Here is a 25,826-nt window from a genome sequence, read left to right as displayed (position 1 = left end):
CTAAGCCGGTATAAAGGCCCTGGCAGCTAGGCCTGGGCTTTAAAAGGTTTGAAGGTAATGATTAATTTAGGCAGCAAGGTTAAGGCTCCCAAACTGGCCGCCAACATAGCCAGCCCGGTGAGTAATCCAAAATAAATCGACGGGATAAATTTGGATAACGCAAACACCGAAAAGCCGACGATGATCGTTACCGAAGTGTAGTACATGGCGCTGCCGATGGAGGCGTGGGCGCGGTGCATAGCCGCTACGTAATCGCCATCAACTTCAATTTCGCGCATAAACCGGTGAATGTAATGGATGGAGCCATCCACCCCGATGCCCACGGTGATGGCGGCAATGGTAATGGTCATCATATCCAACGAAATGCCCACCAAGCCCATTGCTCCCAACACAACGCTGGCCGCCAACAGGTTAGGAATAATGGCAATCACCGCCACTTTCAACGAGCGGAACAACACCATAAACATCAGCATAATGGCGAAAAACACGGCGCCGATGGTTAATATCTGCGATTTAAACAAACTCTGAAGCATGTTGTTGTACAACACCAACGCGCCGGTAAAGTGAATTTGTTCATCTTTAAAACCGAGTTCGTTCACCATATGGCTGCGAATTTTATCAATCAGCGTCAGCCGTTTTAAATTCGGATCAGTTTCTTTAATGCGCATGGCAATACGGGTTTCGTTGTGCTCTACGTTTAGGTAGGGCTTCACCAGAATATCCTCAATGGATGCTGGCAAACTGTTGCGCGCTATTGCCAATTCGAAATCGTTCAGTGAGCCTCCGTTAAGATCACGGGCCACTTCGTACAAGGTAGCTAGGGAATCCACTCGGCCCACTTCGGTTAAGCCATTGAGATAATCCTGCACACCTTTAATGTCTCTTAAACCCGCCACCGTAAACCAGTAGGAAGATTGCTCACGGGCGGGCTGCTTGCCGCCTGGGTCGACACCAAATGCATCATCGCCAAAGGCATCCTCACCGAACGCATCTTGACCAAAGGCATCATCGGCAAAGGCGTCGCTGTCCATCACGCTTTGTTCATCTGCCGCAAAAGCATCGCCTTCGGCAAAGGGGTCGTCTTCACCGAAGGGGCTGTCTTCGCCGCCCAGTTTATCTTCCAAACTGGCCAACTCGGCTTCGCTTTTAGCCGCTTCCGGTTCTGGCTCGCTGGATTCCACATCCAGCACAATCTCCAAACCGATGGTGCCGCCCATATTTTGGTCGATGACCTTCATGCCCTGATAAATTTCGGTACTTTTGTGGAAGTAATCAATAAACCGGTTATCCACCTGCAGGCGACTGATGCCCACGGCACTGGCTACGGCCAACACCAGGCTGATGATCAGTACCGCGCTGCCGTGGCGCTCGGTAAAGCGCGAAAACTTCAAGGTAAATGGGCTGTCAGTGGCGACGTCATCGCTGGCTTTACCGGCGGGCAATATCATCAGCCCCGCGGGCAATACCACAAACACCAACACAAAACTTAGCACCAAACCGATGGTCATCATCCAACCGAAATCAATTACCGGCCGAATTCCACTCACCACCAAGGAGGTAAACGCCACCATACTGGTGACCGCGGTGTAAAAGCAGGGTTTAAACATGGCGCTGGTGGTAAACGAGACCAGCTGTTGTTGTGTCCAATCGGAATGTTTGGCGTGCTCTTCGCGGTAGCGCACCACCAAATGGATGGTAATGGCCAAGGATATAATCAGCAGTAACGCCACAAAATTACTGGAGATAACGGTGAGGCGCCAATCAATCCAAGCCAAAAAGCCCAGCATAATGACAATGGCCAGCACTGAGGTTAACAGCGGCAAAATCACAAACCGAACACGGCGGAAGATGATCGCCAGCAAGGCAATAATAAAAACCACCACGGCGCTGCCAAACACCACCAAATCGCTGCGGATGTAACTGATCATATCGGCGGTCACCATGGTGACACCGCCAACAAATATTTGCGCATTATCTTTATAGCGATCGGTGATTTCGCGCACTTTGGCTACCCGCTCGCGGGATTCGGCCTCGGTTTGGGTGCGGTAATCCAAAAATTGCTGAGCCACCGCTGCCAACTCTTTTTCTTCTTCGGCACTCAGCCCTTCTTGCTTACGTTTTAGGCGCAGGGCGTCGCGCTCACGCACCATTTCAATGTATTTGTCATCCACCGCTAGGTTAAGCGCTATAGCGGTGGTTTCCCCGTCGGGGCCGAGGATTAGGTTCTTATAAACGGGGCTGGTCAGAAATTCTTGTTTGGCGTCGTCGTAGCTAGCATCACTGTTTTCCAGTGTGCGCACGCCCTGGGTTATCTCGCGGATGGATTGCAGTGGACTGTACAGTAAAGGCACATCCAAAATACTCAGCACGCTGGCCACGCCTTGTACCTGGGCCAACTCATCGCGCAGATTGCGCAGGTTTTCCAATGAGCTGTCTTGGAATAGTTCGCCGTTGGGTTTGTAGGTCACTACCAGTAAATCACCGGATTGGTATCGCTGGTTGATTTCTCGGTTGTAGTCCAGGGAACGGTCGGCTTCCAAGGTGAGGGCATCGGCTGATGCGTCGAGTTTTATTCGCGGCAAACCCAACGCCATTAACAGGGTAATCAGTAATACCACTAACAGTGTGATTTTAGGGTGGCCAATTACCGTACTGCGGTAGAGTTTTGCAATCTTGTTTGTCATGTTGTTCTCAATCCATGCCGCCTGCGCTCAACTGCCCCAAGCGTGGTAGCGTTTATCCCAATCAGAGCGTCGCCTAAGCGAGGCCCACAACAATGGCGGCTGCGGACAAAACTGCAGCCTGGCGAAAAATATCGATGGATAACACCCGTAGGCCTTTTAATAGGCCCTAGGGCGTCGCTTCGGAATGACCCAGATCCTTGGTGGGGTCGATCACATCCCGCACTCGCTGCTTAAGCAGCTTGACGTCGGGGAAACCGCCATCTCGCTTGCGCTCCCACAGCATCATATCATCCACATAAATATGAAACACACCCCCAGTGGCCGGCACCAGAGTCACCGCCCCCAGGCTGGATTCAAAGGTGGTGAGTAATTCTTGCGCCAACCACGCCGAGCGCAACAGCCAGCGACATTGTGTGCAGTAGGTAATAGTAACAGTGGGTAGTGCAGACACAGAGCCCCCATAATGCATAGTGTGTATCGCCAGCCGGCAGTGTGCCCGCGGCCCAGGCGTAATAAAACCGTAATTTTCACAACAACAGTGACAAACTTTTTGCCCAAGAGTAAAACCGGCCGGCGGCACGCAGCCCAAAACGGCGCTGGATTTACAAAAAATTCGGTCGATGCTATTTTGACCGCCTATTTGGCCGCTGGCCAAACTGAGCACAGAGCACCCCAGTGAGCATTGTAGTATGAACGAAAAGGAGTTTTGTTTTGCAGTCTAGGAACGGGTCACTTGAGCAGTGGGCAATCGTCGCCAACAGCAGTTGGATGCACGGTAAGCGCTACGATATCTCAGAAGGCACACTGACCATTGGCCGCAGCGCCCAGGCCGACATCACTCTGCCCAGCAATCACTTGTCTCGCCGCCACGCACAACTGCAGCGCACTGGTAACGCCGTAATGCTGCAAGATATGGCCTCTATGAATGGCACTTTTGTGAACGGCAACCGGGTTAAAAAAGTGCCCATCAAACACGGCGACCAGTTGCGTTTCGATACCTTCACCTTTTTGGTGGAAGGCCCCCACGAAGGCCAAGAAACCATCATCCGCCGGCCGAAAAAAACACCCTTTGCTGCGGCCAAAAAATCCGCTGTCAAAATCGTCAAGGTCAAAATGACCCGCCCAACGTCGCCCGGCAACCGCTTGGAGCCCGGCCGCAAACGTCGACCCCAGGCGTTCACCATTGCCGCCTCCACGCTCACGGCTGGCTGCATTGGCTATTTGATTTACTTGGTGTTCTTTTCTTGAACAGGCTTCTAGGGAAAGACCTTTAGGACTCCCCCCAACGCGGCAGCAGGGTTTGCTCCAGCTGTAACTGGTCCAAAATTCGCGCCACAATAAAATCCACCATGTCTTCCACGCTGCTGGGGTGCTGATAAAACCCAGGGCTGGCCGGCAGTATCACTACCCCCATTTCACTGAGCGTCAACATATTGCGCAAATGCACCGTGGATAGCGGCGCTTCCCGCGTTACCATAATCAGACGGCGGCGCTCTTTGAGGGCGACATCGGCGGCGCGTTCAATCAAGTTATTGCTGGCGCCGTGGGCTACGGCAGACAAGGTGCCACCACTGGCGGGGCAGATAACCATATCCCGCGGCGCGCTGGTGCCCGAAGCCACCGGTGAAAACCAATCACTACGGCCATAGAGGCGCAATACCCCCTCTGAGCCGGGAAACTGCTGCCAGAGGTATTCTTGCTGGGCCTGTACGTCCTCACCTGCCGGTGGCAGCTTAAGTTCGGTTTCCTGGTCGATTACCACCTCGGCGGCACTGGAGATCAGCAGTTCAATGCGGCACTGCGCGGCCACCAAGCACTGAATTAAACGCAAGGCGTAGGGCGCCCCGGAGGCGCCGGTAATCGCCAGGGTTACGGCTTTGGTCATGGTTTTTCCTTGTCGGTCAATTAGCGGTTTTTCAGGGCGGCAACCAAGCTCTGATGCACGCCGCCAAAGCCGCCATTACTCATGACCACCACGTGGCCTGGCGCCTGGGCGGTGCGCGTCACCGTGGTGATGATGTCGTCTAAGCTTTGGCACAATTTGGCCGGCACACAGCTGTGATGCACTAGGTCATCAAGGCTTACGCTGTCGTCGCCACCGGCCTGGTACCACAACACGCGGTCGGCGGCACAACAGGATTGCGCCAACACGCGATTATGCACGCCGGATTTCATGGTATTAGAGCGCAACTCCACCACCGCGGTGATGGGCTCATTCCCGACCTGGGCGCGCAGGCCCTCAAGGGTGGTGGCTATGGCCGTGGGGTGATGGGCAAAATCGTCGTACACCTTGGTGCCGTTAACATCGGCCAGCAACTCCATACGCCGCTTCACGCCTTTAAATTGGTTGAGCGCGGCGCAGGCATCCGCCGGGGCAATACCCACACTGTGGGCGGCAGCAATGGCGGCCAAGCCGTTGCACACATTGTGCTGGCCAATGCATTGCCAGTGCACTTCGCCCACCGGCTCGCCCTTGTGTAATACCTTAAAGCTGGCGCCACTGGGTGCCAATGCCTGGGCCTGCCAATCCCGGCCCAGTACCGCGGTTTGGCTCCAGCACCCCTTGGCCAGCACCGCGTCAATGGCGGTGACACCCTCGGGGTAGATGATGGTGCCGCTGGCCGGCACCGTGCGAATCACGTGGTGGAATTGGGTTTGAATGGCGGCTAAATCGGGGAAGATATCGGCGTGGTCGTACTCCAGGTTGTTAATCACCAGCGTACGGGGTTGGTAGTGGAGAAATTTAGAGCGCTTATCAAAAAAGGCGGTGTCGTACTCATCGGCCTCAACCACAAAAAAGTCGCTTTTACCCAGGCGCGCGGAATGCTCAAAATTACCCGGCACGCCACCGATCAAAAAACCGGGCTCAAAGCCGGCATGCTCCAACACCCAGGCAATCATGCTGGCGGTGGTGGTTTTGCCGTGGGTACCAGAAGCCGCCAACACCCATTTGCCAGGTAGCAGCGCTTGGTTCAACCACTGTGGGCCGGAGGTATACGGTAGGCCCCGCTCCAGCACGTATTCCACCGCAGGGTTGCCCCGGCTCATGGCGTTGCCAATCACCACTAAATCCGGTTTTTGGACAAACTGCTCTTCGCCAAAGCCCTGAAAAATCTCAATCCCAGCAGACTCCAACTGGGTGCTCATGGGCGGGTAAACATTGGCATCGCTGCCGGTGACACGGTGCCCGAGGGCCTTAGCCAGCTGGGCCAGGCTGCCCATAAAGGTGCCGCAGATCCCCAAAATATGTACGTGCATAGTCATCCTGTAATGCCAATTTTTGCTGTGGAAGCTTACCGCAGAGCCAGGGTTTTGCCCACTTGAGCCTGTGCCACTATACTGCCAGCTTGAATCCGCTCAAACTGGCGCCTAAGAATCGGAAAACCGATCAACCAGACCGGCCTAAGCCGGCAAATACACGTTGAGTGTCTTCTTATTTTTGTTTTTCTTGTTTGTTTATTTATCCGCACAACACCAACCCATATGCCATTTAAACCAGACCCGTACCGAGCTTACAACGTCTGCATTGACATCAAGGTTGAATTATTTGGAAAGAGGAAGCCCAAATGCCTAACGTTACAGAATACCTTTCTGCTCGATCCACAGATCCAGAATTAACCGACCTTATCAGCGCCATCTGCACCTGCTGCACGGGCATTGCTGGCCAGCTGCAACTGGGCGCCCTCACCGGCATCCTGGGAGCGCTAGAAGACACCAATATTCAGGGTGAGACCCAAAAGCAACTGGATGTAATTGCCAATGACAACCTCAAAGAGGCTCTGTTGAAGCTTCCCATCGTGGCCGGTATTGCCAGTGAAGAAGAAGACCTGCCCGTGGCCGGTAACCCAGAGGGCCGTTTTTTAATTCTGTTCGACCCATTGGATGGCTCCTCCAACATTGATGTTAACGTCTCTGTTGGCACCATATTCTCTGTATTGGAGGTGCCCGCCGGTATGAATGGTGGCGAGGAACGCGCCTACTTGCAGGCCGGCCGCAAGCAATTGGCCGCCGGTTACGTGCTGTACGGCCCGGCAACCACCCTGGTTTTGACCACCGGCAGCGGTGTGCAGCAGTATTGCCTGGATAACAACGGCGAGTTCATCCAAACCGCCAGCGCCATGACCATCCCGACCGACACCAAAGAATTTGCTATCAATATGGCCAATCAACGTTTTTGGCAGCCAGAGATGCAAAGCTATGTGGCAGGTCTACTGGCCGGCAGTGATGGCGAGCGCGGCAAAAATTTCAATATGCGCTGGATTGCCGCCATGGTGACCGACGTGCATCGCATTCTCACCCGCGGTGGTATTTTCAGCTACCCCTGGGACAACCGAGACCCTGCCAAACCAGGCAAGCTACGCCTTATGTACGAGGGCAACCCCATGAGCTACCTGGTAGAGCAAGCCGGCGGCCTGGCCACCACCTGCTATGGCAATATCTTGGATATGCAACCCACCAAAATCCACCAACGTGTGGCTGTGGCGCTGGGTTCTAAGAACGAAATAGAAGTGTTGCTGGACGCCCACAAAGGCGCGCTTGAGTCTGACGCCGCCAAACTGAACGTTTAACCGCTAAACTAAGGCAACAAACCACACCCTCACTAATCGCACCCACAAAAAAACCCCATGGCACAGACACCACGGGGTTTTACAGGCTTACTCTTAGTGGGGGCGGGTTAGGCCGAATACTTGCTCATGTGAGGTGCCGCGGGGCTTTCGGACAACTGATCAACCGGAGGTTGTTGGGCACCGAGCTCGTTGGCAAAGGTTTGGGTTAAGCAGGACAATATCGTTCGGGTTCGCTGATCTGCCAGACGGTAGTAAATACGTTGGGCATCGCGGCGGGTGGCGACGATTTTTTCCTCGCGCAGTTTGGCGAGGTGCTGCGACAGGGCCGACTGGCTCAGCTTGGCAACCGATTCTAGGTCACCGGCGGAGCGCTCGCCTTCCATCAGGTTGCACAGCACCATCAAGCGGCCGCGGTGGGCTAACAACTTGAGTAGCTTTTCTACTTGGGGCGCGTTGGAATCTATGGACTCTAATTCTGGCATCATGACGTTTGTAGCCTACCTTCTCACTAAGAATGTGTCTGTTCCCTAAGCTTAGTGGACAAACCCACATCTGCCAGTGGATGGCAGCCTAATTTTCGCAGTGGCGACAATCGGTTGTCATTTGTTGGCCAGCGCGGCAAATTTAGCCCAACTTATGGCTAATTGTTCGGTAAATTCAATGTGTTAGAATCCGCAACCAGGAAATCACCAACACTGGATCCCATTATGAGCTTTGATAAAGTCCCTGCAGGAAAAAACCTCCCTGACGATCTAAACGTCATCATCGAAATTCCTATGAATGCAGACCCAATCAAATACGAAGTCGACAAGGATAGCGGCGCCATCTTCGTTGATCGTATGCTGGGCACAGCCATGCACTACCCATGCAACTACGGTTACGTACCTCACACTCTGTGTGGCGACGGCGACCCTGTTGACGTTTTGGTGGTTATGCCACTGCCCGTACTAACCGGTTCTGTTTTACGCGCCCGCCCTGTAGGCGTATTAAAAATGACCGACGAAAGCGGTGAAGACGCCAAGATCCTGGCTGTACCCTACGAGAAAATCACCCCGCTATATAAAGACGTTAAATCCATTGACGACCTACCCAAGCAAACCTTGGATCAAATCGCTCACTTCTTTGAGCACTACAAAGATTTGGAGCCAGGCAAGTGGGTTAAAATTGAAGGCTGGGGCGATGTAGAAGAAGCCCGTAAAGAGATTCAGGAATCCGTAGAGCGTTACCACGCCGAGGGTTAATCCCTGAGTCCATTGTCGGCGGCAGCTCCCACACGGAGCTGCTGCCAGCAACCTTACCGTTTATCGGCCCGCTGCACTCGTAAGCCAATCATCCCTGCCGCCTTCTGGCATCCAAAACCCCATCAAAAGTTAGTAACTACTCACCCCAAAATCCCCCACCAAACGCGCTACCACAACACAACGCCCACTCTGTGAGCCTCTTCACCCGGTAGCACATTGATCAATAATGAATCGTTATAACCGCCCATCCTGAACCAACTTTCAAAACATTAAAACTGAACCATACTTAATGCACGCAGCAAGCCCCAGCACAACGGTTTAACCACTGGCCTAGGCGAAGCGCGAATTCATCGACTTGTAAAAGGAAATACCCAAGGGAAGCGGCGAAGTTCGGGTGATTTATGAAGACTAAAACCATTCACATCGGTTGGCGGCTGCCAGCGGCCTTACTATTACTGTGCGGCATCGCTATGGGCTGCAATGCCAGCGAAGAGAAGATCGAACAAATGTATTTCGATCAATTTCGCCCCAACTACCTGGCCCCGGAAATGGAACTGCAGTCATTGCGGGTGGGTAATGAAAGATACAGCACCCGCCACTACAACGCCTTCGGACTGGACAACCGCGCCTTAGAACGAGCCGCGGCAGAGCTTAGCCGCACCTCTATGGCCACCACCGAGCGCGAAATGAATCGATACTGGCTCTACGTAGAGACCCACCAAGTGCGCTGGGAACGTGGCAGCAGCATTATTACCGCCTATTTAAAATCCAAAGCCCGCGCCGCCTGGGACAATATGATGGCTGCCCGAGAAGCCAAACGCCGGGCCGCAGGCCTACCGGAGCGACGCGGCAGTGTGGATTACGATATGGATTTAACCAGCGATTCCCTAGAACTGTTTTTTATCTACCAATTTTAAGCCGCTCATCGCGCGGTTTTTTACCTGCACGCTTCCAGGTAGAATGCCGCCATGCACACACTTAACGACCTACCCAAAGCCCCTTTGTGGCGCAAGCTTGCCGCCCTGGTTTACGACGCATTAATTTTGGCCGCGCTGAGCATGGCCTACGGCGGCTTGACATTAACACTCAAAGTAAGATTACTGGGCTACGCTCTGGAAGACGGAGAAAAGGCCAACCTGGGCCTGGGCGGATTTATCGGTTGGGTACTGGTAATGGCAGCGTTTTATTGGTTTTTTTGGCAGCGCGGAGGGCAAACCATCGGCATGCGCGCCTGGCGCCTGCGACTGGTAAGCAGAGAAATGACCAAGCCCAGCCTAATAGCCTGTTTAATTCGCTCTTTGGTAGCGCCGGTTTCTTTATTTGCGCTAGGCCTGGGCTACTGGTGGCAGTTGTTGGATAAACAACAACTCACCCTGCACGACCGACTAAGCAATACCCAAATACTGCTACTGCCCAAAGCCAAAAAATAAATTCCCCGGCTAACAAATTCCCCGGCTAACGATAGCGGCCAATCATCCAAAACCCGGCGGCTAAACAAATCGCAATGGGAATGGCCACCGCCAGCAAAGGCGAGAAGCCAAACACCAAACTGGAAGGCCCTAAAATGGCCTGGGCCGTTTTAAACAATACCCCCACCATCACACCAATAAATACGCGAAAGCCCGGCGTTACCTGGCGCAGCGGGCCAAAAATAAACGAAATAGCCACCAACACCAAACTGATGGTGGCCAAGGGTTGCAGGGCCTTCTCCCAGAATGCCAACCAGTATTTATCGGCTTTTAGACCTTGGTTTTCACGAAAGCTGGCGTAGGAAAATAAATCCATAACGCCCAGGGTTTCGCCGCTGATGGTTAATACATCCAGCAACTTGGGCTTTAGGTGGGTTTGCCATTGGCGCTGCTCAATGGCTTGGGTTTGGCTGTGGTCGTCGGTTAATTGGGTACTGGCAACGTTACGCTCATACCAAGTGCCTTGCTGGTAGTCGGCGGTTTGCGCAAAGCTGCTGGCCTGCAAGCGGCCGTCTTCATCGTATTGGTAGCGGCTTACGCCCAACAATTGGCCATCGTTGGTGACGGCATTTATGTGCACGTATTCGCGGCCGTCCCGGCTCCAAAAGCCGTGTTCGGTTTCTAACTGTTGACCACCCTGGGCGAGGGACCGCTGGCCAAGCGCGTACTGGTCGATTTTGGGCGTAACAAACTCGCCCAGCAGCATGGCTGCCACCACAATCACCAACACCGGCTGCAACACCAGCCAACTGATGCGAAATATCGAAATACCCGCCGCTCGCATCACAACCAGCTCACTGGTGCCGGCCAACATACCCAAACCAATTAAACAGCCCACCAGCGCACTGTAAGGCACGTACAGCACAACCCGGCCGGGAATGCTTAACAACACAAACTGAAAAGCATCCGCGGCACGGTAGCCATCGTTCACATCGGATAACTCTTCTATTAAACCGAACAGGGTATCCAACCCCAGCATAATGATCAGCACGGCTAAAATCGCCATAATGACCGAGCGAGCGACATACCAGGCCAGCTTACGCATTGGCTAACCCTCCGCGTTTTTGCTTGCGCCGCCCCTTACGCCGGCCAAGGGCCTGGGCATTGAATAAAAACAGGCCAATTACCGCTGCAGCTATATGCACGGCCCACAGTGCCAGGGCCGATACCTTGCCATCCTCAATGGCGCCGCGGGTGGCGTTGAGGGCAACCAGATACATCATGTACAACACAATGGCGGGAATCATTTTGGTGTAGCGGCCCTTGCGTGGATCGGTGGCGGCCAGGGGCACACCCAACAACGCCAGCATTAGCACCAACACTGGCAAACCCAAACGCCAGTGCAGTGCGGCCTGGGAGGCAGCGTCATCTTTTCCGAACAACGCTAACGTGGGCACCCGGTCGTGGGCAGCTTTAACACGGATCTCAGGTTGTTCTATTAATTGCTCGTAGCGTTGAAAATCCACCACTCTAAAACCTGGCTGGCCGGGCTCGCCTTCCACCCGCTGGCCATCGTTGATGCGCAGATACTTACGTTGATATTGGCTGTCGTACACCTGCTCGGCGGATTGCGCTTTAATCAACGCCCGGGTACCGGATTCCGAACCTAAATCCACGGCGTCGTTTTCCGTGGCCTTTTTGGCAATTGCGGCAAACACATTATTTAACTGTTTGCGGTCGCCACTGATGGATTCAGTAAAAATTACCGAGCCGGAACCACCCAATACCTGAAACTCACCGGCGCCCAGGGTTTCAAATTCGCTGCGTGCTTTTTCTTGCTCTAAGATGCTGTTAGAGGCATCCAAACTCAACGGGCTTAGCCACAAACTTAATAGCGCCACAAACCCCGCCACAATTAAGGCCGGGCCGCATACGTTGCCCAAAATTCGCTTGCGACTGTAGCCACAGGCATTTAAGGCGGTAATTTCACTGTCGATGTACAGCCGCCCCAGGGCAAATAAAATCGCAATAAAAAAGCTCAGCGGCACCACCAGCTCCATAATGGAGGGGATACGCAACAAAATCACCGAGAACAAGACATCGGCAGAAATACGCCCGGACACCGCCTCATTCAAATAACGGCCAAAGCGGCTACTGACAATCACCAGCAACAAAACCACCGACACGGCCAGCGTGCTGGTTAAAATCTCGCGGGTTAGATACCGAAAAATAATCAACAATATTCTCTTCTGTTCATCTGTTTAGAGCCGGCAGTGGCCACTCCGCGCGCCAACACGAGCCCTATATTTGCCGCTACACTGGGTTTATACTTTGGGCTTTTCGCCCAAGCAGTAACCGACTACCTGCCAACAACACGAGACCGCTCATGAATTTTCAAGCTAAAGCCTTTGATCTCAGCCAAGTTAAAGCCGACTGCATAGTGCTCGGCGTGAGCGAGGCTAAGCAACAATCCGCCGCGTTCAACCAAATAGACCAGCAATTAGAGGGGCTGTTGAGCCAATTGTCCAGCGCGGGCGACCTAAAAACTGGCCTGGGCCAAACGGTACTGCTGCCTGCGCCCAGCATCAGCGGCAAGCGCATTTTAGTGGTGGGCTTGGGCAAAGCCAACGAATTAACGCGCGATCAATTCCAAAAGCTTAGCACCGCTGTGGCGGGTAAGCTGTATCACAAAAACATCAAAACCGCCGCCATCGCCCTGGGTGATGTGACCGTAACCGGCGCCGATAGTGCCTGGCAGGCCAGCCTTGTGGCCCGCGCTGTAGTTCTGGCCGATTACCAATACGATGCCACCCTCTCCACCAAAAAGCCTGCTCATAATTTGCGCAGCGTTATTTATGTGACCGATGACAAGGCCGCCCTACCGGCCATCAAAAAAGGCCTGGCCCAGGGCCAAGCGGTGGGCAACGGGATGAACTTTACCCGCCAGTTAGGCAACCTGCCGGCCAATATTTGTACACCCAGTTATTTGTCTGGCCAGGCGCGCACCTTGGCCCGCGGCCAAACCAAGCTGAGCGTAAAAATCCTCAAAGAAAAAGACATGCGCGAACTGGGCATGGGCTCATTGTTGTCGGTATCCGCCGGCAGCGTGGAAGAAGCCAATTTAATCGTTATGGAATACAAGGGTGCGGCCAAATCCACCAAGCCCCATGTGATTGTGGGTAAAGGCATAACCTTTGATACCGGCGGTATCAGCCTAAAGCCCGGCGCCAACATGGACGAAATGAAGTTCGACATGTGCGGTGCCGCCAGCGTATTTGGTACGGTAAAAACGCTATTGGAGCTGCAGCCAAAAATTAATGTAGTGGCTATCGTTGCAGCGTCGGAAAACATGCCCAACGGCAACGCCACCAAGCCCGGCGATGTGGTTACCTCCATGTCTGGCCAAACCATCGAGATTTTAAATACCGACGCCGAAGGCCGCTTGGTATTGTGCGATGCCCTCACCTACGCCGAGCGTTACAAACCACAATCTGTCATTGATATCGCCACCCTAACCGGTGCCTGCATTGTGGCCCTGGGCAAAGTACGCTGTGGATTATTCAGCAACGACGACGCCATGGCGGCGGAGCTGGAGAATCTATCGCAAGAAGTGTGCGACAAAGCCTGGCACCTACCCATGGATGACGAGTACCAAAAGCTGCTCGACAGCAACTTCGCCGATATCGCCAACATTGGTGGCCCCGGCGGCGGCAGCATTACCGCGGCGTGTTTTTTATCGCGCTTTACCAAAAGATTCACCTGGGCCCACCTGGACATCGCCGGTGTTTCTCACCACTCCGGCGGTGCCGCCAAAGGCGCCACCGGCCGCCCAGTACCACTACTCACCGAGTACCTACTGAGCAAAGTATAAGCTGTGACCCAGGTTGATTTTTATGTGTTATCAGCCGCCAGCATAGAGGCGCGTTTAGGCTTTGCCGCGCGCCTGGGCGAAAAGATACTCAACGGGCGACACCAACTGGTGATCGCCACCCCCAACGCAGACCTCGGCCAGCAACTGAGCGAACAACTATGGCACCTGCGCCCGGATGCGTTTATCGCCCACAGCTTAGTGGACGAAACTAGCCAACAAAACGACCCGGTGCTCGTGTGCCAAACCACACCACCGGCACACTGCCACGATGTGTTAATTAACCTTACCGATACCTTACTGGAACACTGCTTTTCACGCTTTAACCGCGTGGTAGAAATCGTGGTGCAAGAGCCCTCCATCCTCGCCCAAACCCGTGAGGCCTATCAATTTTATAAAGCACGCAGCTACCCCATCCGAACCCATCGTTTGGATGTTTAATTTAAATGCGCTCCCTCGCGTAACCGGCCTTTGACCGTCCTTTTTTTATTCGCCCAGCAACCTGCCAGCGCTATTGATACCATTCAACTAGGTGGGCAAGCTCATTACTTCGAATCCGATTTAAGCAAAGCCAACAAGACGCAGCGCACAAAAATCGGCTCAATTGATTTACCACCATTGCTTGTAACTGCATACTCGATGCAAATTTGAATAATTACTCACAAAAAGGGTGATCGGGCTAAAACCGATTATCCAATGGTTAAGAAGGTTAAGGACGACTATATGAAAATCTCAGAACCACTTGTGTACCAAGCAATACAAGAAGAAATCAGAACCTGGTCCAACTACGCCGCCCAGGCGGTAGGTAACGCCACCCTTCCCCCGCTTCCCAAAAACAACAACTTACTCAAAGCTGCCATATGGTTTAACTTCGGCCTGGATGCCGGCAGGAATTTGTTACCCAGTATCGCATTTGTAGCGGGAAAAGCCGCCCTACCGCTATGGTTGGCCAGTAGCGCCCAAAAATATTATCGGCAGCACTACGATCGCGAAATGAATAACGCATACGATTTACTGAACAAACCCTACTCGCAGTTTAGTAGCCAGGTCATCAACGGAATTACGCAAGCAGAAAGAAATTTCACGGGTACGACGTACTATCGCCAAGTGAAAAGCGCGATCTTAGATTTGCATGATGGTGTCGAATACCAAAATGATGACGAGTGGCGAAGAGAGTTGCGTAATCTAATCGCGGAATCAGGGGTAATCGTTACCGATTACGATAAAATAAAAAACGTCATTGAAAGCAATTTAAAAACCGTAAGTGATAAGTTGATACATTTACACAAAGGCGCACAAAGTAACCGGCTCCTGTTTGTTGCGCAAAGCACCCAGCAAATTCTGCCGGTAAAAGCGGCGATTAGCAGCGCCAGTTGCCACAGCATTCCAAGGACACCGAGTTACCAAACGCCGGAAGGATTTACCAGAATAGATCCAAACAACCAAGCCGCCATGGCCGCCTTGTACGCTAGCGCCTATGCGTTGGAGACCGCACACTTAGACTACGAAGCGGTTATGCCCTGTTTGGATACCACCTACGCAAAGCCCAGCGCCGTTGGCAGCGTGAGCGTCGAAGACCGTTTAGCCAGCTCTTACCTAGGTACGGTAGATGCCCTGGCGCAGACTTTTCACAAGCAGCGCGCAGGCATAACCCACTAACCGACCATGGATTTAATACAACAAACACGCATTACCTACAGCGCCGCGCCTAAAACACTGCTCGCTGCCCTATTCTGTGCAGTTCTGTTATGCGGCTGCGACCAAGAAGCTGTAGAAAATAGCGAAACAAATAAGAGCCCTAATCGACCCTATTGGGAAATAACCAAACTGGAACGGCCTATATCGGAACTTACCGTCGTGGCCAAAAGGTCTGCCGACCAACGAGCAGCCATGAAATTGGCGTTTGAGGCCCCTAGTGTCCGCCCCAAGTACGCCGAAGCACACCACTTTTTAGCCGCTAAACTGTATGAAGAAGCCTTGCCCATACTCACAGACCTAGCCACACAAGGGTATGCCGATGCGCAATACGATTTGTTTATCTTCTACGACAAAAACAACCGCGGTCAAGATAATCTCAAGGACGACCAAAAGTCTTTGCACTGGCTACAGAAGGCCATTGACCAGGGCCACCCGGCCGCACAGGCATCAATGGCGGACCTATACCATAATGGCAAGAATCTCCTGGTGCAGTTAGATTGGGCAAAAGCGGCCGAGTGGATGACCATTTCTGCAGAGCAGGGCCGAGCCACCGCCCAAAGAGCACTGGGGCTATGGTACAAATTAGGTAATGGCGTAGAACAAGACCCCATTGAATCTTACAAGTGGAATCAACTGGCACTTAATCGCTACGAAAATTCCGTTTCTGCGGGCGTGCTCGCTCAGATAGTAGAAAATTCGCAGGGCTATTTAATTGATCACTTTAAGCTAACAGAAGAGCAAATTCGACAAGCTGAGCAACGAGCCGCGCAGTGGGAAAAAGACCACCCATGGGCCTACCAATCCAGAGACGACTTAAGAAACTACAGCTGGGAAGCCCCCGAAGACTTTCCTCCACCACCGGCGGTGGAGGCGAAACTTAGCGCCGAGAATCAGTAGAAAATACCCATCCAACAAGCGCCCAGCCAACCACTAAAACAACCCTTGGCCAGCACAGACAATGGCATTGCGCAGTAGTGAACACCGATGAACTACCCTTACCCACTTGTGCCCACCCCCGCTCTGCAGTCATACTTTGGCCTGGGTTGTACTCCATCGTCCAGGCTGCACAGACATGACCGGTACGAACAAATCTAAACCAACCGCCAGCTCGGAAGAGATTATTTTTTCTGAGTTGGGGCGTGTGCATGATTTGCTGGGCCAACCGGCTGGTGGACCAGCGGCGGCGGAGGATTTGGCCTTTGCCGATAAGCCCCTGCAGGAGTCCGCTTTTACCCAGCAGGTACTGCTGGAGCTGGAAGCCCTGCAATACACCCTAACAGCACCCACAACCACTCAACCACCGTCAACCAACACAGTTTTAACCAGCGTGAAATCCAACTCTGCCAAAGCCTACCGTCGTGGACTCAAAGAAGTGCAAACCTGTTTGTTTGACGACTTGTTTGGCGACACCCTGGAAGGCGGGCAGCCGGCGGAAGCCGAGGCTAAAAAGCCCAAGGCAGATAGTGAGGATGGCGCATCTCCTAATAGCACTGCACCTAAGACTACACCCAAGAGCACGCCGGCCCAGGGCTCTGTAGCCGGCGCCCCCCAGGCGCCATCGGGCGGATTGCAATTTTCCTCCAAGGTTACAGAAGACAAAGGCGCAGCAAGCCCCACTGAACCGAAAACCGCTGAATTACTTGCGCCGCCCACGGCGACAGAGCCCACGCCAGATGCCAAGCCAAAAGTAGAATCGGCCAGTTCTACCACCGCCAACAGCACCCAGATAGCCAGCAGCCCCAGCAAAAGCTCCATTTCACCGGCGGCGGCTCGCACAAGCTTATTCTCCCCCCTGCGCAGCAAGCCCGGGGTCATTGGCAAAGCAGCTAAAGCCAAGGCCAGCACGGTGAGCGAGATAACCCCTGCGGCAAAGCCGCCTGCCACTAGCACGCCAACCCGAGCAAAGGCCGACCAAAGCCAGGCCATTGACCGGTTGGTGGACGATCTGGTGGCGCAATATCTGCCCGAAATTGAACAACGTCTGCGCCAGAGCCTAAAGCGCCTGTTAGACAAGTAGCAGCCGCGCTATAATTCCCGCCTTTTTGTTCCGCCCCAGGGTTAATGGCGCGCATTTGGGCTTAAACCGCCCGCCGCATTGGCTCTGAGGCCGATTCTGACTTTTCAATTTAAAGGCGTTTTGCACAGCTATGTCTGACAACACCAGTGCTTCTAACAGCGATGCTGCCAAGGGCGGCTCTTTGGCCAAAACCTACCAGCCAGCGGACATTGAACAACCGCGTTACCAGGAGTGGGAAAGCAAAGGCTACTTTGCCCCGCGCGGCGACGGTGATCCCTTCTGTGTGATGATTCCGCCACCCAATGTGACGGGCTACCTGCACATGGGCCACGGTTTCCAAGAGAGCATCATGGATTGTCTGATTCGCTACCACCGCATGAAGGGCGACCAAACCCTGTGGCAGGTGGGCACCGACCACGCCGGTATCGCCACGCAAATGGTGGTGGAGCGCCTGTTGGGCGCCGAGGGCAAAACCCGCCACGACCTGGGCCGTGAGAAATTCATTGAAAAGGTGTGGGAGTGGAAAGAGCACTCCGGCGGCCAAATTACCCGCCAGTTACGCCGTTTAGGCGCCTCGCCGGATTGGAGCACCGAGCGCTTCACCATGGATGAAGGCTTCTACGAAGCCGTACAAGAAGTGTTTATCCGCCTGTACGAAGACGACCTTATCTACCGCGGCAAGCGCCTAGTAAACTGGGACCCAGCGCTAAAAACGGCGGTATCTGATCTTGAAGTTATCAGCGAGGAAGAAGACGGCAAGCTGTGGCATTTACGCTACCCGCTGTCTGAGGCCGATGGCGGCCCAGAGCGCTACCTGATTGTGGCCACCACCCGGCCAGAAACCATGCTGGGTGATACCGCTGTTGCAGTTAACCCCAATGACGAGCGCTACCAAGATTTAATCGGCAAAACCATTACTCTGCCCATGGTAGGCCGTGAAATCCCCATTATTGCCGATGATTATGTCGACCCTGAGTTTGGTACCGGCTGCGTAAAAATCACCCCCGCCCACGACTTTAACGACTACGAAATGGGCCAGCGCCACAGCCTGCCCATGATCAATATCTTCGATGACACCGCCCACCTCAACGATCAGGTGCCGGAAAAATACCAGAGCATGGAACGCTTTGCCGCCCGTAAGCAATTGGTGGAAGACTTCGAAGCCGCCGGCCTGCTGGAAAAAATCGAGCCGCACAAATTAAAGGTACCCCGTGGCGACCGCAGCGGCGTGGTTATTGAGCCCTACCTTACCGATCAATGGTACGTGCGCACTCAGCCCCTGGCCGATGAGGCCATCAAAACCGTTGAAGGTGGCGATATCCAGTTTGTGCCTAAGCAATACGAGAACATGTATTTCTCGTGGATGCGCGACATTCAAGACTGGTGCATCTCGCGCCAGTTGTGGTGGGGCCACCGCATCCCCGCTTGGTACGATGCCGACGGTAAGGTTTATGTGGGCAAAAGCGAAGCCGACGTGCGCGCCAAACACAACCTGGGGGGCGACATCACCCTAAGCCAAGACGAAGACGTGCTGGATACCTGGTTCTCCTCTGGCCTGTGGACCTTTGGCACCCTGGGCTGGCCGGAAGAAACCGAGCGCCTAAAAACCTTCCACCCCACCTCGGTGCTGGTAACCGGTTTCGATATTATTTTCTTCTGGGTGGCGCGCATGATTATGCTCACCCTGTACTTCCGCAAAGAAGTGCCGTTTAAAACGGTGTACGTGCACGGTTTGGTACGCGATAGCCATGGCCAAAAGATGTCCAAATCCAAGGGCAACGTACTGGACCCCATCGATTTGATTGATGGCATTGAGCTGCCACCACTGCTGGAAAAACGCACCGCTGGCATGATGCAGCCGCAACTGAAAGCCAAGATCGAAAAACAAACCAAGGCTGAATTTGAAGACGGTATTGCCGCCTACGGCACCGATGCCCTGCGTTTTACCTACTACTCACTGGCCTCCACTGGGCGCGACATCAACTTTGATGTGGGCCGTATTGAGGGCTTCCGCAACTTCTGTAACAAGATTTGGAACGCCGCTAATTACGTGCTAATGAACTGCGAGGGCAAGCCCTGCGGCGAAAATGGCGAGAGTGAATACCAACTAACCCTGGCCGACCGCTGGATTATCGCCCGCCTGCAGCAAACCGAAGCCGCGGTGATTGAAGGCATTGAAACCTACCGTTTCGATTTGGCCTCCCAGGCCCTGTACAGCTTTGTATGGCAAGAATACTGCAGCTGGTACCTTGAGCTGTGTAAGCCGGTACTTAACAGCGACGACTACAGTGCCGAGCAAAAATTGGGTACCCGCCGAACCCTGGTGCGTGTCTTAGAAACCGTGCTGCGTTTGGCACACCCGTTCCTGCCTTACGTTACCGAAGAGATCTGGCAACGCGTAGCCCCCTTGGCCGGCGCCAGTGGCGAAACCATTATGTACGCGCCCTACCCACAAGCCGATGCCAGCAAGGCCGACGAGCAAGCCATTGCCGATATCGAATGGCTGAAAGAGGTGATCACCACCATCCGCAATATTCGCGGCTCTATGAATATCTCGCCAGCCACCAAGTTGCCGGTTTTGTGCAAAGGTGAAAGCACAGATGACCAACAACGCCTGTCCGCCAACAGCCAATTCTTAATTAAGCTGGCCAATTTGGAATCGGTAACATGGCTTAGCGCCGGGGATGAAATCCCTCCCTGCGCCACCGGCCTGGCAGGTGATATGGAAATACTGGTGCCCATGGCAGGGTTAATTGATGTGACGGCCGAAATGGCGCGCTTAGACAAAGAAATCGGCAAGCTTAACAACGAAATAAAGCGCCTGAGCGGCAAGCTGGGCAACGATAAATTTGTCGCCAATGCGCCCGAGGCCGTGGTAGCCAAAGAGCGCGAAAAGCTGGCGGATTACCAAACCTCACTGGCTAAATTAAACGATCAAAAAGCCAAAATTAGCAGCTTGGCCTAAACGTACAAACCTTCGGCGCTGGCAATTGTACGAATAGATGAGTACTTTTGCTCTGCGCCTAAGGACGCCGGTTGCCTTTTTTGGCGGGGAATGTATCATGCAGTGTATATACAGCCTATATTAGGCTCCACAGGCCTACCCGTAAAACTAAGCCCTATCACCCAAGCCCCAGCATCTAGGTTTCACCATGAGCAAAAAACACAAGGCCAAAAAGAAAGACAGCCAGTTGATTATTCGCATCAACACGGAAGAGCGCGAGCAGTTTATCAACCTGTGTGAACACTTAGACACAAGCGCCGCCCGTGAAATACGCCACTTCATCCGCGGCTTTATCAAAGAGCATGACACCGAAACCGAATCGGATGAGAATACGGCGCCCGAATCTGAATAAGTCAGCTCAAGCAAGCTATGCTTAAACCGCACTCAAAACGCAAAAAGCCCTGGAATCCAGGGCTTTTTGGTGTTTGCTAGCGAGCAAGGCTTAGTTGCGAGCAGTGCGGTTTAGCTCCGCTTCTGGGCGCTGAAAGTCATAACGACGGGCCAGGCCTTTCACTGCGTATGAGGTACCTTCGTCGTCGGTCACCGAAAAGCGCGAAGCTTTAAGCGCCTTAACGGCACTGGAGGTGAAAACACGCTTAGGGTGCTCCTCAACTACTTTCACATCAACGGGCTTGCCGTTCACGTCTAGATTGTAGGACAGTACCACATGGCCCTCGGCACCGGTGCGCACGGCCAAGCGCGGAAACGCGGGGGCAACATCTTTAACCGTTTCGATGGAAGCCACATTGCTGAAATCAGCCTTGATTGCGCTATGGCGCTCTTCTGCCATAGTCGGTTGGAAGCCCACAAGCGCACCTGCAAACAGCAACGATGGAATTAATTTTCTCATTCTTCTTTCTCCGTCTTTTGCCTCGGGAGCTCCAAACCGGGCCGGCGAATACACCGGGAAATGGGTTAGGAGTCCTGTACTGGTTTAAGGTCTACACACTGCACTGATAGTGCTCGCCCAGGGCTAATATCGCCGTCTTAACCACATATTTGCCCAAGTTTCAGGCGGGCCTCACCACGGTGGTTATTGGACGTTTCAGCGTGCATTGATAAAAAGTATATACAATGATTATCCATTGTCAACACTTGAGATACTAATATGATCCCAATGGCAATAACATTGTGTCTCTTATGGCGTTAACATCTCATTACTTTTTAAATACTAGTTCAATATTAGTGCTTAGCCAGTAAACCGCTGCCCAAAACCCAGCCTCATAGCGAGATCTGCACGGCATCTGCTAGAATGCCGCCCCCGCCCGCCCACTTTCACAAGCACCGTTGAGGAACCTCCATGAGCATTGCGGATACCGTTCTGGCCGTTAACGACAACCTGCCCATTCGCACCGGCTCCGCCGTGCACAGCGGTAAAGTGCGCTCGGTGTACTGGCTTACCGAGGTAGATAGCGCAAGGTTGATACAAGAACGGGGCTACCCAGTACCGGCGGACGCTCCGCTGGCGGTGATGGTGATTAGTGATCGCTTGTCAGCGTTTGACTGCGTGTGGCATGCCGAGGGTGGCCTAGCCGGCGTACCCGGTAAGGGCGCGGCCCTCAACACCATTGCCAGCCACTGGTTTGACTTGTTTAAAAGCCAAGGTCTGGCGCCAAGCCATATATTAGAAGTACCCCACCCACTGGTGTGGATTGTGCAAAAGGCGCGGCCCATCAAAATAGAGGCCATCGCCCGGCAGTACATCACCGGTTCTATGTGGCGGGCCTACAGCAAAGGCGACCGGGAATTTTGTGGCCAAACCCTGCCCGATGGCCTGGGCCAAAACCAGCGCCTGGACGAGCTGCTGATGACGCCATCCACCAAGGGCATTCTGCACGGCATCCCCGGCGTACCCGCCGCCGACGATGTCAACATATCCAAGCAGAACATCGTGGATAACTACGCCGCCTTTAACTTCAGCAAGCACAGCGACATCGCCCACTACGAAACCCTGCTCAGCCAAGGCTTTAGCCTAATCTCCGACGCCCTGGCCAAAATTGGCCAACTGTTTGTCGATACCAAATTTGAATTTGGCTACGTAACCAACAGCGACGGCGAAGAGCAGATGATCTATATGGACGAGGTGGGAACGCCGGATTCATCCCGCCTGTGGGACGCCAGCGCCTACAGCGAAGGGCGCATTGTGGAGAACTCGAAAGAATACTTCCGCCAGGCACTGATCAACTTTGTACCCGATGCCGACGTGTTGCTAAACAAAGATCGCATGCCAGAGCGAGAGCAACTGGCGCGCAACACAGAACTACCGGCGGAGTTGTTTGCGGCGGTTTCTAAAACCTATACCGATATGGCCGAGGCGATTACCGGAAAAGCAATGAGAACTGTAGAGAATCCCTACCAGGAAATCATGGCCGCTATGGCTGAGATGAAATTGGCCGTATAACTCTCTTAAGCTCGCCTACCATAAGCCACCTAAGAAAAGCGTGACGAGAAAGGCGCGATGGGTGTCACAACTACCACAACTTACATCGCACCAAACTTCAGTTACAGGTAACCTATCTCTAAGAATAGCCCCTTGTGAAAAGCGGCTGAGCAACGGAATCTAACTACACAGAATTACTATGCCAATGCGAACCCTACTTTTATGCTTTATTGCTTTGCTCTGCGGCGCTATATGCTGGTTTGCGGTATCTGATACAACGACACTTGTCTTAACCTACATACTATTCTTGTTCGCTATAGTTTATGACCATATGGTGGTGCAGAAACGCTTAAAGAAAAGTAAATAACAGTAATGGCACCATAATTAGTAATCAGACTCAGTATGACTTGCTGGCTTTGTCGCGAGCAACCTAGCTAGCCCGTCAGGAAGTTGGTCCAAGTGGTACTTAAGTACTCTGTGGGTTTGATCTACAATTTCGCGCACATGATTTCTCGATTCCGTTTCAATTGTTTGCACAAGCCCTTTCGGAAACCCAGGAATAGGACTGTATCGAAACTCATAGGTGAATTGGACTTTATAGCTCCACCCCCTCTCCATACGCGGATAAGGAATTCTTGCCTGAATTTCGTCTTTTGTTATGGCTAGAAGACTAGCGACAGCAATACCTCCAAAACCACTGGTAGCCATAGTAGTTCCTACCGTTAACGCACCTGTTGCCAAATGCCCGACTTGGCGGATGGCTGCCTCACAATCCGAATTCCACCTTGACGCACTTTCATCTGTAGGAAAGTTATAAGTATGCGAGCTGGTTGAGGTCGCACGCTCTTTAACATGGCAGTTAGGAGCTGGTCCTGCTCCCTGCCAATGCCCGCCGTCACTCCAATTGAGCATATTCGAGCACTGAACTGTCAGCTTTGCGCGTTCAGCACTAGTTAGTAATGTATTCATATCCGCCTCCCTGATTGATTATTCAAAAATAATATAAAGCGGCGAGAGGCAACACCGACGAGCTCACCTTATGAGTGCGAACTAGTGATCAAAAGAAGTGAATGCCGCCCATTGCCCCAAATAGGCCGACGCAGAAAAAGCGTAAAATCTTACGCCAAACCCCACCTCATTGGCTTTAATTTGGGCCAATCGCTCCCCAAAATGAATATTCCAACTATAACTAAATAAGGTGCTGCCAATGGCGGTGGCGCCTTGGGACGTTTTTTGCCTTAAGCACACTGAAACCGCTCTTGAGTAACGGGTAGGTTTACCGTTAGCGCCAATTGGCACTAAAGAGACAAGAACTCGCACCACCAGAGACCACCATGCTACGCGCACCTGCAATCATCGACATAGAGGCCTCGGGCTTTGGGCCAGAGAGCTATCCGATTGAAATCGGCGCTGTTTTGCCTGATGGCAGGCGCTTTTCCAGTTTGATTACACCCTTCCCAGAATGGTGCTATTGGTCTGATGAGGCCCAGGCAGTGCACAATATTAGCCGCCAGCTATTGGCGGAAGGCGGCAAAAGTGGCGTTGAGGTGGCCCACTGCCTAAATGCTTTTTTGGGCAGTTGCCAGGCCTATTCCGACGGTTGGGTGGTGGATAAACCCTGGCTGGATAAACTGTTCTACCACGCCAGAATTCGGCCCACTTTTACCCTCAGCCCCATAGAGGCGCTGATGCCAGAGGCGCAAATCAACTGCTGGGATAACACCAAAGCCCAGGTGATTGAGCAGCTTCAGGTTGACCGGCACCGCGCCAGCACCGATGCCCTGGTGATTCAACAAACCTTTTTGCGCTCAAAGCAGCTGGCGGCCACCGGCTAACGCTGGTGCAGGTAAGCGGTAAATTTGAGCTTGTTGCGCTCATCCGGCTCGTGAGTCAATAAGGTTTCGGTACGCCACTGGCTAAAATCGAAATTGGGCAGGTAAGCATCGCCGTCGATTTCCACATCCACCACCGTCTCGTACACCCTATCGGCCATGGCGACACCCTGGGTGAAAAAATGCACACCTCCGATGATAAAAATATCGTCGCTGTGCTGCCTAGCCAGCTCGATGCCCTCTTCTAGGCTTGCCACCAATTCAATGCCCGGTAGCGCTTGGTAATCTTTTTGCCGAGTGATCACAATATTCAAACGGCCCGGTAAAACCGATTTGTGATCCTCGTAGGTTTTGCGGCCCATGATGATGGGGTGGCCCAGGGTGGTTTTTTTGAAATGGGCGTACTCCTTGGGCAGATGCCAAGGCAAAGAACCGCCCTTGCCAATACAGTGGTTGAGAGAACGGGCGTAAATAACGTTGATTCTGGCCACGATTAATTCTGCTTTTTAACAAATTTAGTCAGTAAAACTACCCGGGTGCCATTGACCTTGCCTTCAATGTGCATGGGGTTATTGGTGAGCGAGATACCCCGCACCGCGGTGCCGCGTTTGGCCACAAAGCCGGTGCCTTTTACCGGCAGGTCTTTAACCACCGTTACCGTATCGCCGGCGTACAATGGGTTGCCGTTGCAATCGGCACAATTGCTGGCTTCTTCGTTTTCGCCCTGCTCTGCCCAAGCTTTGGTATCGGCCTCCATAAACATGGAATCCAACAGGTTGAGGGACCAATCTTCGTCGTCGATCTGCCGGAGGATTCGGTAGGCCAATACTTGCACTGGCGCGTGGGGGCTCCAGGCGCTGCTTTGCAGGCACATCCAGTGGTCGGTGTTCAGTGGGTTACGGTTGATCTCTAACATGCAGCGCTCGCACACCGCCACACTGGCTTGATCTTCCTTAATGCCTTCCGAAAACGGAATGGTGTACTCCTGAGGATAACCGGGGGCACCACACAGCTCACACTGTTTGCCGGCGCGCTTAAGAGCCGTTTGCTTACTCATGTTTTGCTTCCTAACAACATCTCGCCACTAAAACAGGCTAACGCGGTCTAACCCACTGGGTAAGTAAA

Annotated in this window: 25 protein-coding genes; 14 read left to right on the top strand and 11 right to left on the bottom strand. The window is 53.2% G+C overall.

Annotated elements, in window-relative coordinates; all coding sequences use genetic code 11:
- Window positions 1–26: 26 nt before the first annotated feature.
- Window positions 27–2,684: an MMPL family transporter gene (locus tag ACGHM3_RS03180; protein ID WP_345419918.1), complete on the bottom strand. Its 2,658-nt coding sequence runs from the start codon at window positions 2,682–2,684 to the stop codon at window positions 27–29.
- Window positions 2,685–2,850: 166 nt separating this feature from the next.
- The gene (locus ACGHM3_RS03175) at window positions 2,851–3,135 is read right to left on the bottom strand and encodes a SelT/SelW/SelH family protein (protein WP_345419915.1); all 285 of its coding nucleotides are present in this window, start codon (window positions 3,133–3,135) and stop codon (window positions 2,851–2,853) included.
- A 260-nt stretch (window positions 3,136–3,395) separates the two neighbouring features.
- Between ACGHM3_RS03175 and ACGHM3_RS03170 the strand changes: the two genes are divergently transcribed.
- Entirely contained in the window at window positions 3,396–3,932 is a 537-nt protein-coding gene (locus tag ACGHM3_RS03170) for an FHA domain-containing protein (RefSeq protein WP_345419912.1), read from the top strand.
- Window positions 3,933–3,954: 22 nt separating this feature from the next.
- On the opposite strand, the gene ACGHM3_RS03165 is transcribed toward ACGHM3_RS03170, so the two are convergent.
- Together ACGHM3_RS03165 and mpl are read right to left on the bottom strand one after the other, a co-directional pair.
- On the bottom strand, window positions 3,955–4,569 hold the full coding sequence (locus tag ACGHM3_RS03165; RefSeq protein ID WP_345419909.1) for a flavin prenyltransferase UbiX: 615 nt from the start codon (window positions 4,567–4,569) through the stop codon (window positions 3,955–3,957).
- 20 nt (window positions 4,570–4,589) lie between these two features.
- Window positions 4,590–5,942, bottom strand: coding sequence for a UDP-N-acetylmuramate:L-alanyl-gamma-D-glutamyl-meso-diaminopimelate ligase (mpl, locus tag ACGHM3_RS03160; RefSeq protein WP_345419906.1), 1,353 nt, complete (start codon window positions 5,940–5,942; stop codon window positions 4,590–4,592).
- Between the two features lie 308 nt (window positions 5,943–6,250).
- Here mpl and ACGHM3_RS03155 point away from each other — a divergent pair, with 308 nt between their 5' ends.
- A complete protein-coding gene (locus ACGHM3_RS03155; RefSeq protein WP_345419903.1) occupies window positions 6,251–7,252 on the top strand; it encodes a class 1 fructose-bisphosphatase in 1,002 nt (333 codons plus the stop codon).
- Between the two features lie 107 nt (window positions 7,253–7,359).
- Here ACGHM3_RS03155 and ACGHM3_RS03150 read toward each other — a convergent pair whose 3' ends face one another.
- On the bottom strand, window positions 7,360–7,737 hold the full coding sequence (locus ACGHM3_RS03150) for a metalloregulator ArsR/SmtB family transcription factor (protein ID WP_345419900.1): 378 nt from the start codon (window positions 7,735–7,737) through the stop codon (window positions 7,360–7,362).
- Between the two features lie 222 nt (window positions 7,738–7,959).
- Here ACGHM3_RS03150 and ppa point away from each other — a divergent pair, with 222 nt between their 5' ends.
- From ppa to ACGHM3_RS03135, 3 genes are all read left to right on the top strand, one after another.
- Entirely contained in the window at window positions 7,960–8,493 is a 534-nt protein-coding gene (gene ppa / locus ACGHM3_RS03145; RefSeq protein ID WP_345419897.1) for an inorganic diphosphatase, read from the top strand.
- A 401-nt stretch (window positions 8,494–8,894) separates the two neighbouring features.
- Window positions 8,895–9,410 carry a hypothetical protein gene (locus tag ACGHM3_RS03140; RefSeq protein ID WP_345419894.1) on the top strand — a complete coding sequence of 172 codons (516 nt, stop codon included), beginning with the start codon at window positions 8,895–8,897 and terminating at the stop codon, window positions 9,408–9,410.
- 51 nt (window positions 9,411–9,461) lie between these two features.
- A complete protein-coding gene (locus ACGHM3_RS03135; RefSeq protein ID WP_345419891.1) occupies window positions 9,462–9,923 on the top strand; it encodes an RDD family protein in 462 nt (153 codons plus the stop codon).
- Window positions 9,924–9,948: 25 nt separating this feature from the next.
- On the opposite strand, the gene lptG is transcribed toward ACGHM3_RS03135, so the two are convergent.
- The gene (gene lptG / locus ACGHM3_RS03130) at window positions 9,949–11,007 is read right to left on the bottom strand and encodes an LPS export ABC transporter permease LptG (protein WP_345419889.1); all 1,059 of its coding nucleotides are present in this window, start codon (window positions 11,005–11,007) and stop codon (window positions 9,949–9,951) included.
- Window positions 11,000–12,142: an LPS export ABC transporter permease LptF gene (gene lptF / locus ACGHM3_RS03125; protein WP_390517757.1), complete on the bottom strand. Its 1,143-nt coding sequence runs from the start codon at window positions 12,140–12,142 to the stop codon at window positions 11,000–11,002. Before lptF ends, lptG begins: the two co-directional genes overlap by 8 nt.
- A 146-nt stretch (window positions 12,143–12,288) precedes the next feature.
- Between lptF and ACGHM3_RS03120 the strand changes: the two genes are divergently transcribed.
- From ACGHM3_RS03120 to ACGHM3_RS03090, 7 genes are all read left to right on the top strand, one after another.
- A complete protein-coding gene (locus ACGHM3_RS03120) occupies window positions 12,289–13,773 on the top strand; it encodes a leucyl aminopeptidase (protein WP_345419884.1) in 1,485 nt (494 codons plus the stop codon).
- Between the two features lie 3 nt (window positions 13,774–13,776).
- The gene (locus tag ACGHM3_RS03115; RefSeq protein WP_345419881.1) at window positions 13,777–14,211 is read left to right on the top strand and encodes a DNA polymerase III subunit chi; all 435 of its coding nucleotides are present in this window, start codon (window positions 13,777–13,779) and stop codon (window positions 14,209–14,211) included.
- A 282-nt stretch (window positions 14,212–14,493) separates the two neighbouring features.
- The gene (locus tag ACGHM3_RS03110; protein ID WP_345419878.1) at window positions 14,494–15,429 is read left to right on the top strand and encodes a hypothetical protein; all 936 of its coding nucleotides are present in this window, start codon (window positions 14,494–14,496) and stop codon (window positions 15,427–15,429) included.
- Between the two features lie 6 nt (window positions 15,430–15,435).
- Window positions 15,436–16,365, top strand: a complete 930-nt coding sequence (locus ACGHM3_RS03105) for a tetratricopeptide repeat protein (protein WP_345419875.1) — start codon at window positions 15,436–15,438, stop codon at window positions 16,363–16,365.
- A 175-nt stretch (window positions 16,366–16,540) separates the two neighbouring features.
- Window positions 16,541–17,485, top strand: coding sequence for a hypothetical protein (locus ACGHM3_RS03100; RefSeq protein ID WP_345419872.1), 945 nt, complete (start codon window positions 16,541–16,543; stop codon window positions 17,483–17,485).
- 181 nt (window positions 17,486–17,666) lie between these two features.
- Entirely contained in the window at window positions 17,667–20,450 is a 2,784-nt protein-coding gene (locus ACGHM3_RS03095; protein ID WP_345420356.1) for a valine--tRNA ligase, read from the top strand.
- A 187-nt stretch (window positions 20,451–20,637) separates the two neighbouring features.
- Entirely contained in the window at window positions 20,638–20,841 is a 204-nt protein-coding gene (locus ACGHM3_RS03090) for a hypothetical protein (RefSeq protein WP_345419869.1), read from the top strand.
- A 90-nt stretch (window positions 20,842–20,931) separates the two neighbouring features.
- Here the strand turns inward: ACGHM3_RS03090 and ACGHM3_RS03085 are convergent, their stop codons facing one another.
- Window positions 20,932–21,339: a TonB family protein gene (locus ACGHM3_RS03085; RefSeq protein WP_345419866.1), complete on the bottom strand. Its 408-nt coding sequence runs from the start codon at window positions 21,337–21,339 to the stop codon at window positions 20,932–20,934.
- Between the two features lie 450 nt (window positions 21,340–21,789).
- Here ACGHM3_RS03085 and ACGHM3_RS03080 point away from each other — a divergent pair, with 450 nt between their 5' ends.
- Window positions 21,790–22,890, top strand: a complete 1,101-nt coding sequence (locus tag ACGHM3_RS03080; RefSeq protein WP_345419863.1) for a phosphoribosylaminoimidazolesuccinocarboxamide synthase — start codon at window positions 21,790–21,792, stop codon at window positions 22,888–22,890.
- Window positions 22,891–23,253: 363 nt separating this feature from the next.
- On the opposite strand, the gene ACGHM3_RS03075 is transcribed toward ACGHM3_RS03080, so the two are convergent.
- On the bottom strand, window positions 23,254–23,838 hold the full coding sequence (locus tag ACGHM3_RS03075) for a hypothetical protein (protein WP_345419860.1): 585 nt from the start codon (window positions 23,836–23,838) through the stop codon (window positions 23,254–23,256).
- A 365-nt stretch (window positions 23,839–24,203) separates the two neighbouring features.
- On the opposite strand from ACGHM3_RS03075, the gene ACGHM3_RS03070 reads away from it, so the two are divergent.
- Window positions 24,204–24,704, top strand: coding sequence for a hypothetical protein (locus ACGHM3_RS03070; RefSeq protein WP_345419857.1), 501 nt, complete (start codon window positions 24,204–24,206; stop codon window positions 24,702–24,704).
- Here the strand turns inward: ACGHM3_RS03070 and ACGHM3_RS03065 are convergent.
- Window positions 24,701–25,192: a dihydrofolate reductase gene (locus ACGHM3_RS03065; RefSeq protein ID WP_345419854.1), complete on the bottom strand. Its 492-nt coding sequence runs from the start codon at window positions 25,190–25,192 to the stop codon at window positions 24,701–24,703. The two genes, ACGHM3_RS03070 and ACGHM3_RS03065, sit on opposite strands and share 4 nt — an antisense overlap.
- A 2-nt stretch (window positions 25,193–25,194) precedes the next feature.
- Entirely contained in the window at window positions 25,195–25,758 is a 564-nt protein-coding gene (locus ACGHM3_RS03060; RefSeq protein ID WP_345419851.1) for a PhnA domain-containing protein, read from the bottom strand.
- Window positions 25,759–25,826 lie beyond the last annotated feature (68 nt).

This window comes from Halioxenophilus aromaticivorans, assembly GCF_042850945.1.
GTDB lineage: Bacteria > Pseudomonadota > Gammaproteobacteria > Pseudomonadales > Cellvibrionaceae > Halioxenophilus > Halioxenophilus aromaticivorans.
The sequence above is the reverse complement of the archived record's forward strand: the minus strand, read 5'-3'. Positions and strand labels throughout refer to the sequence as shown.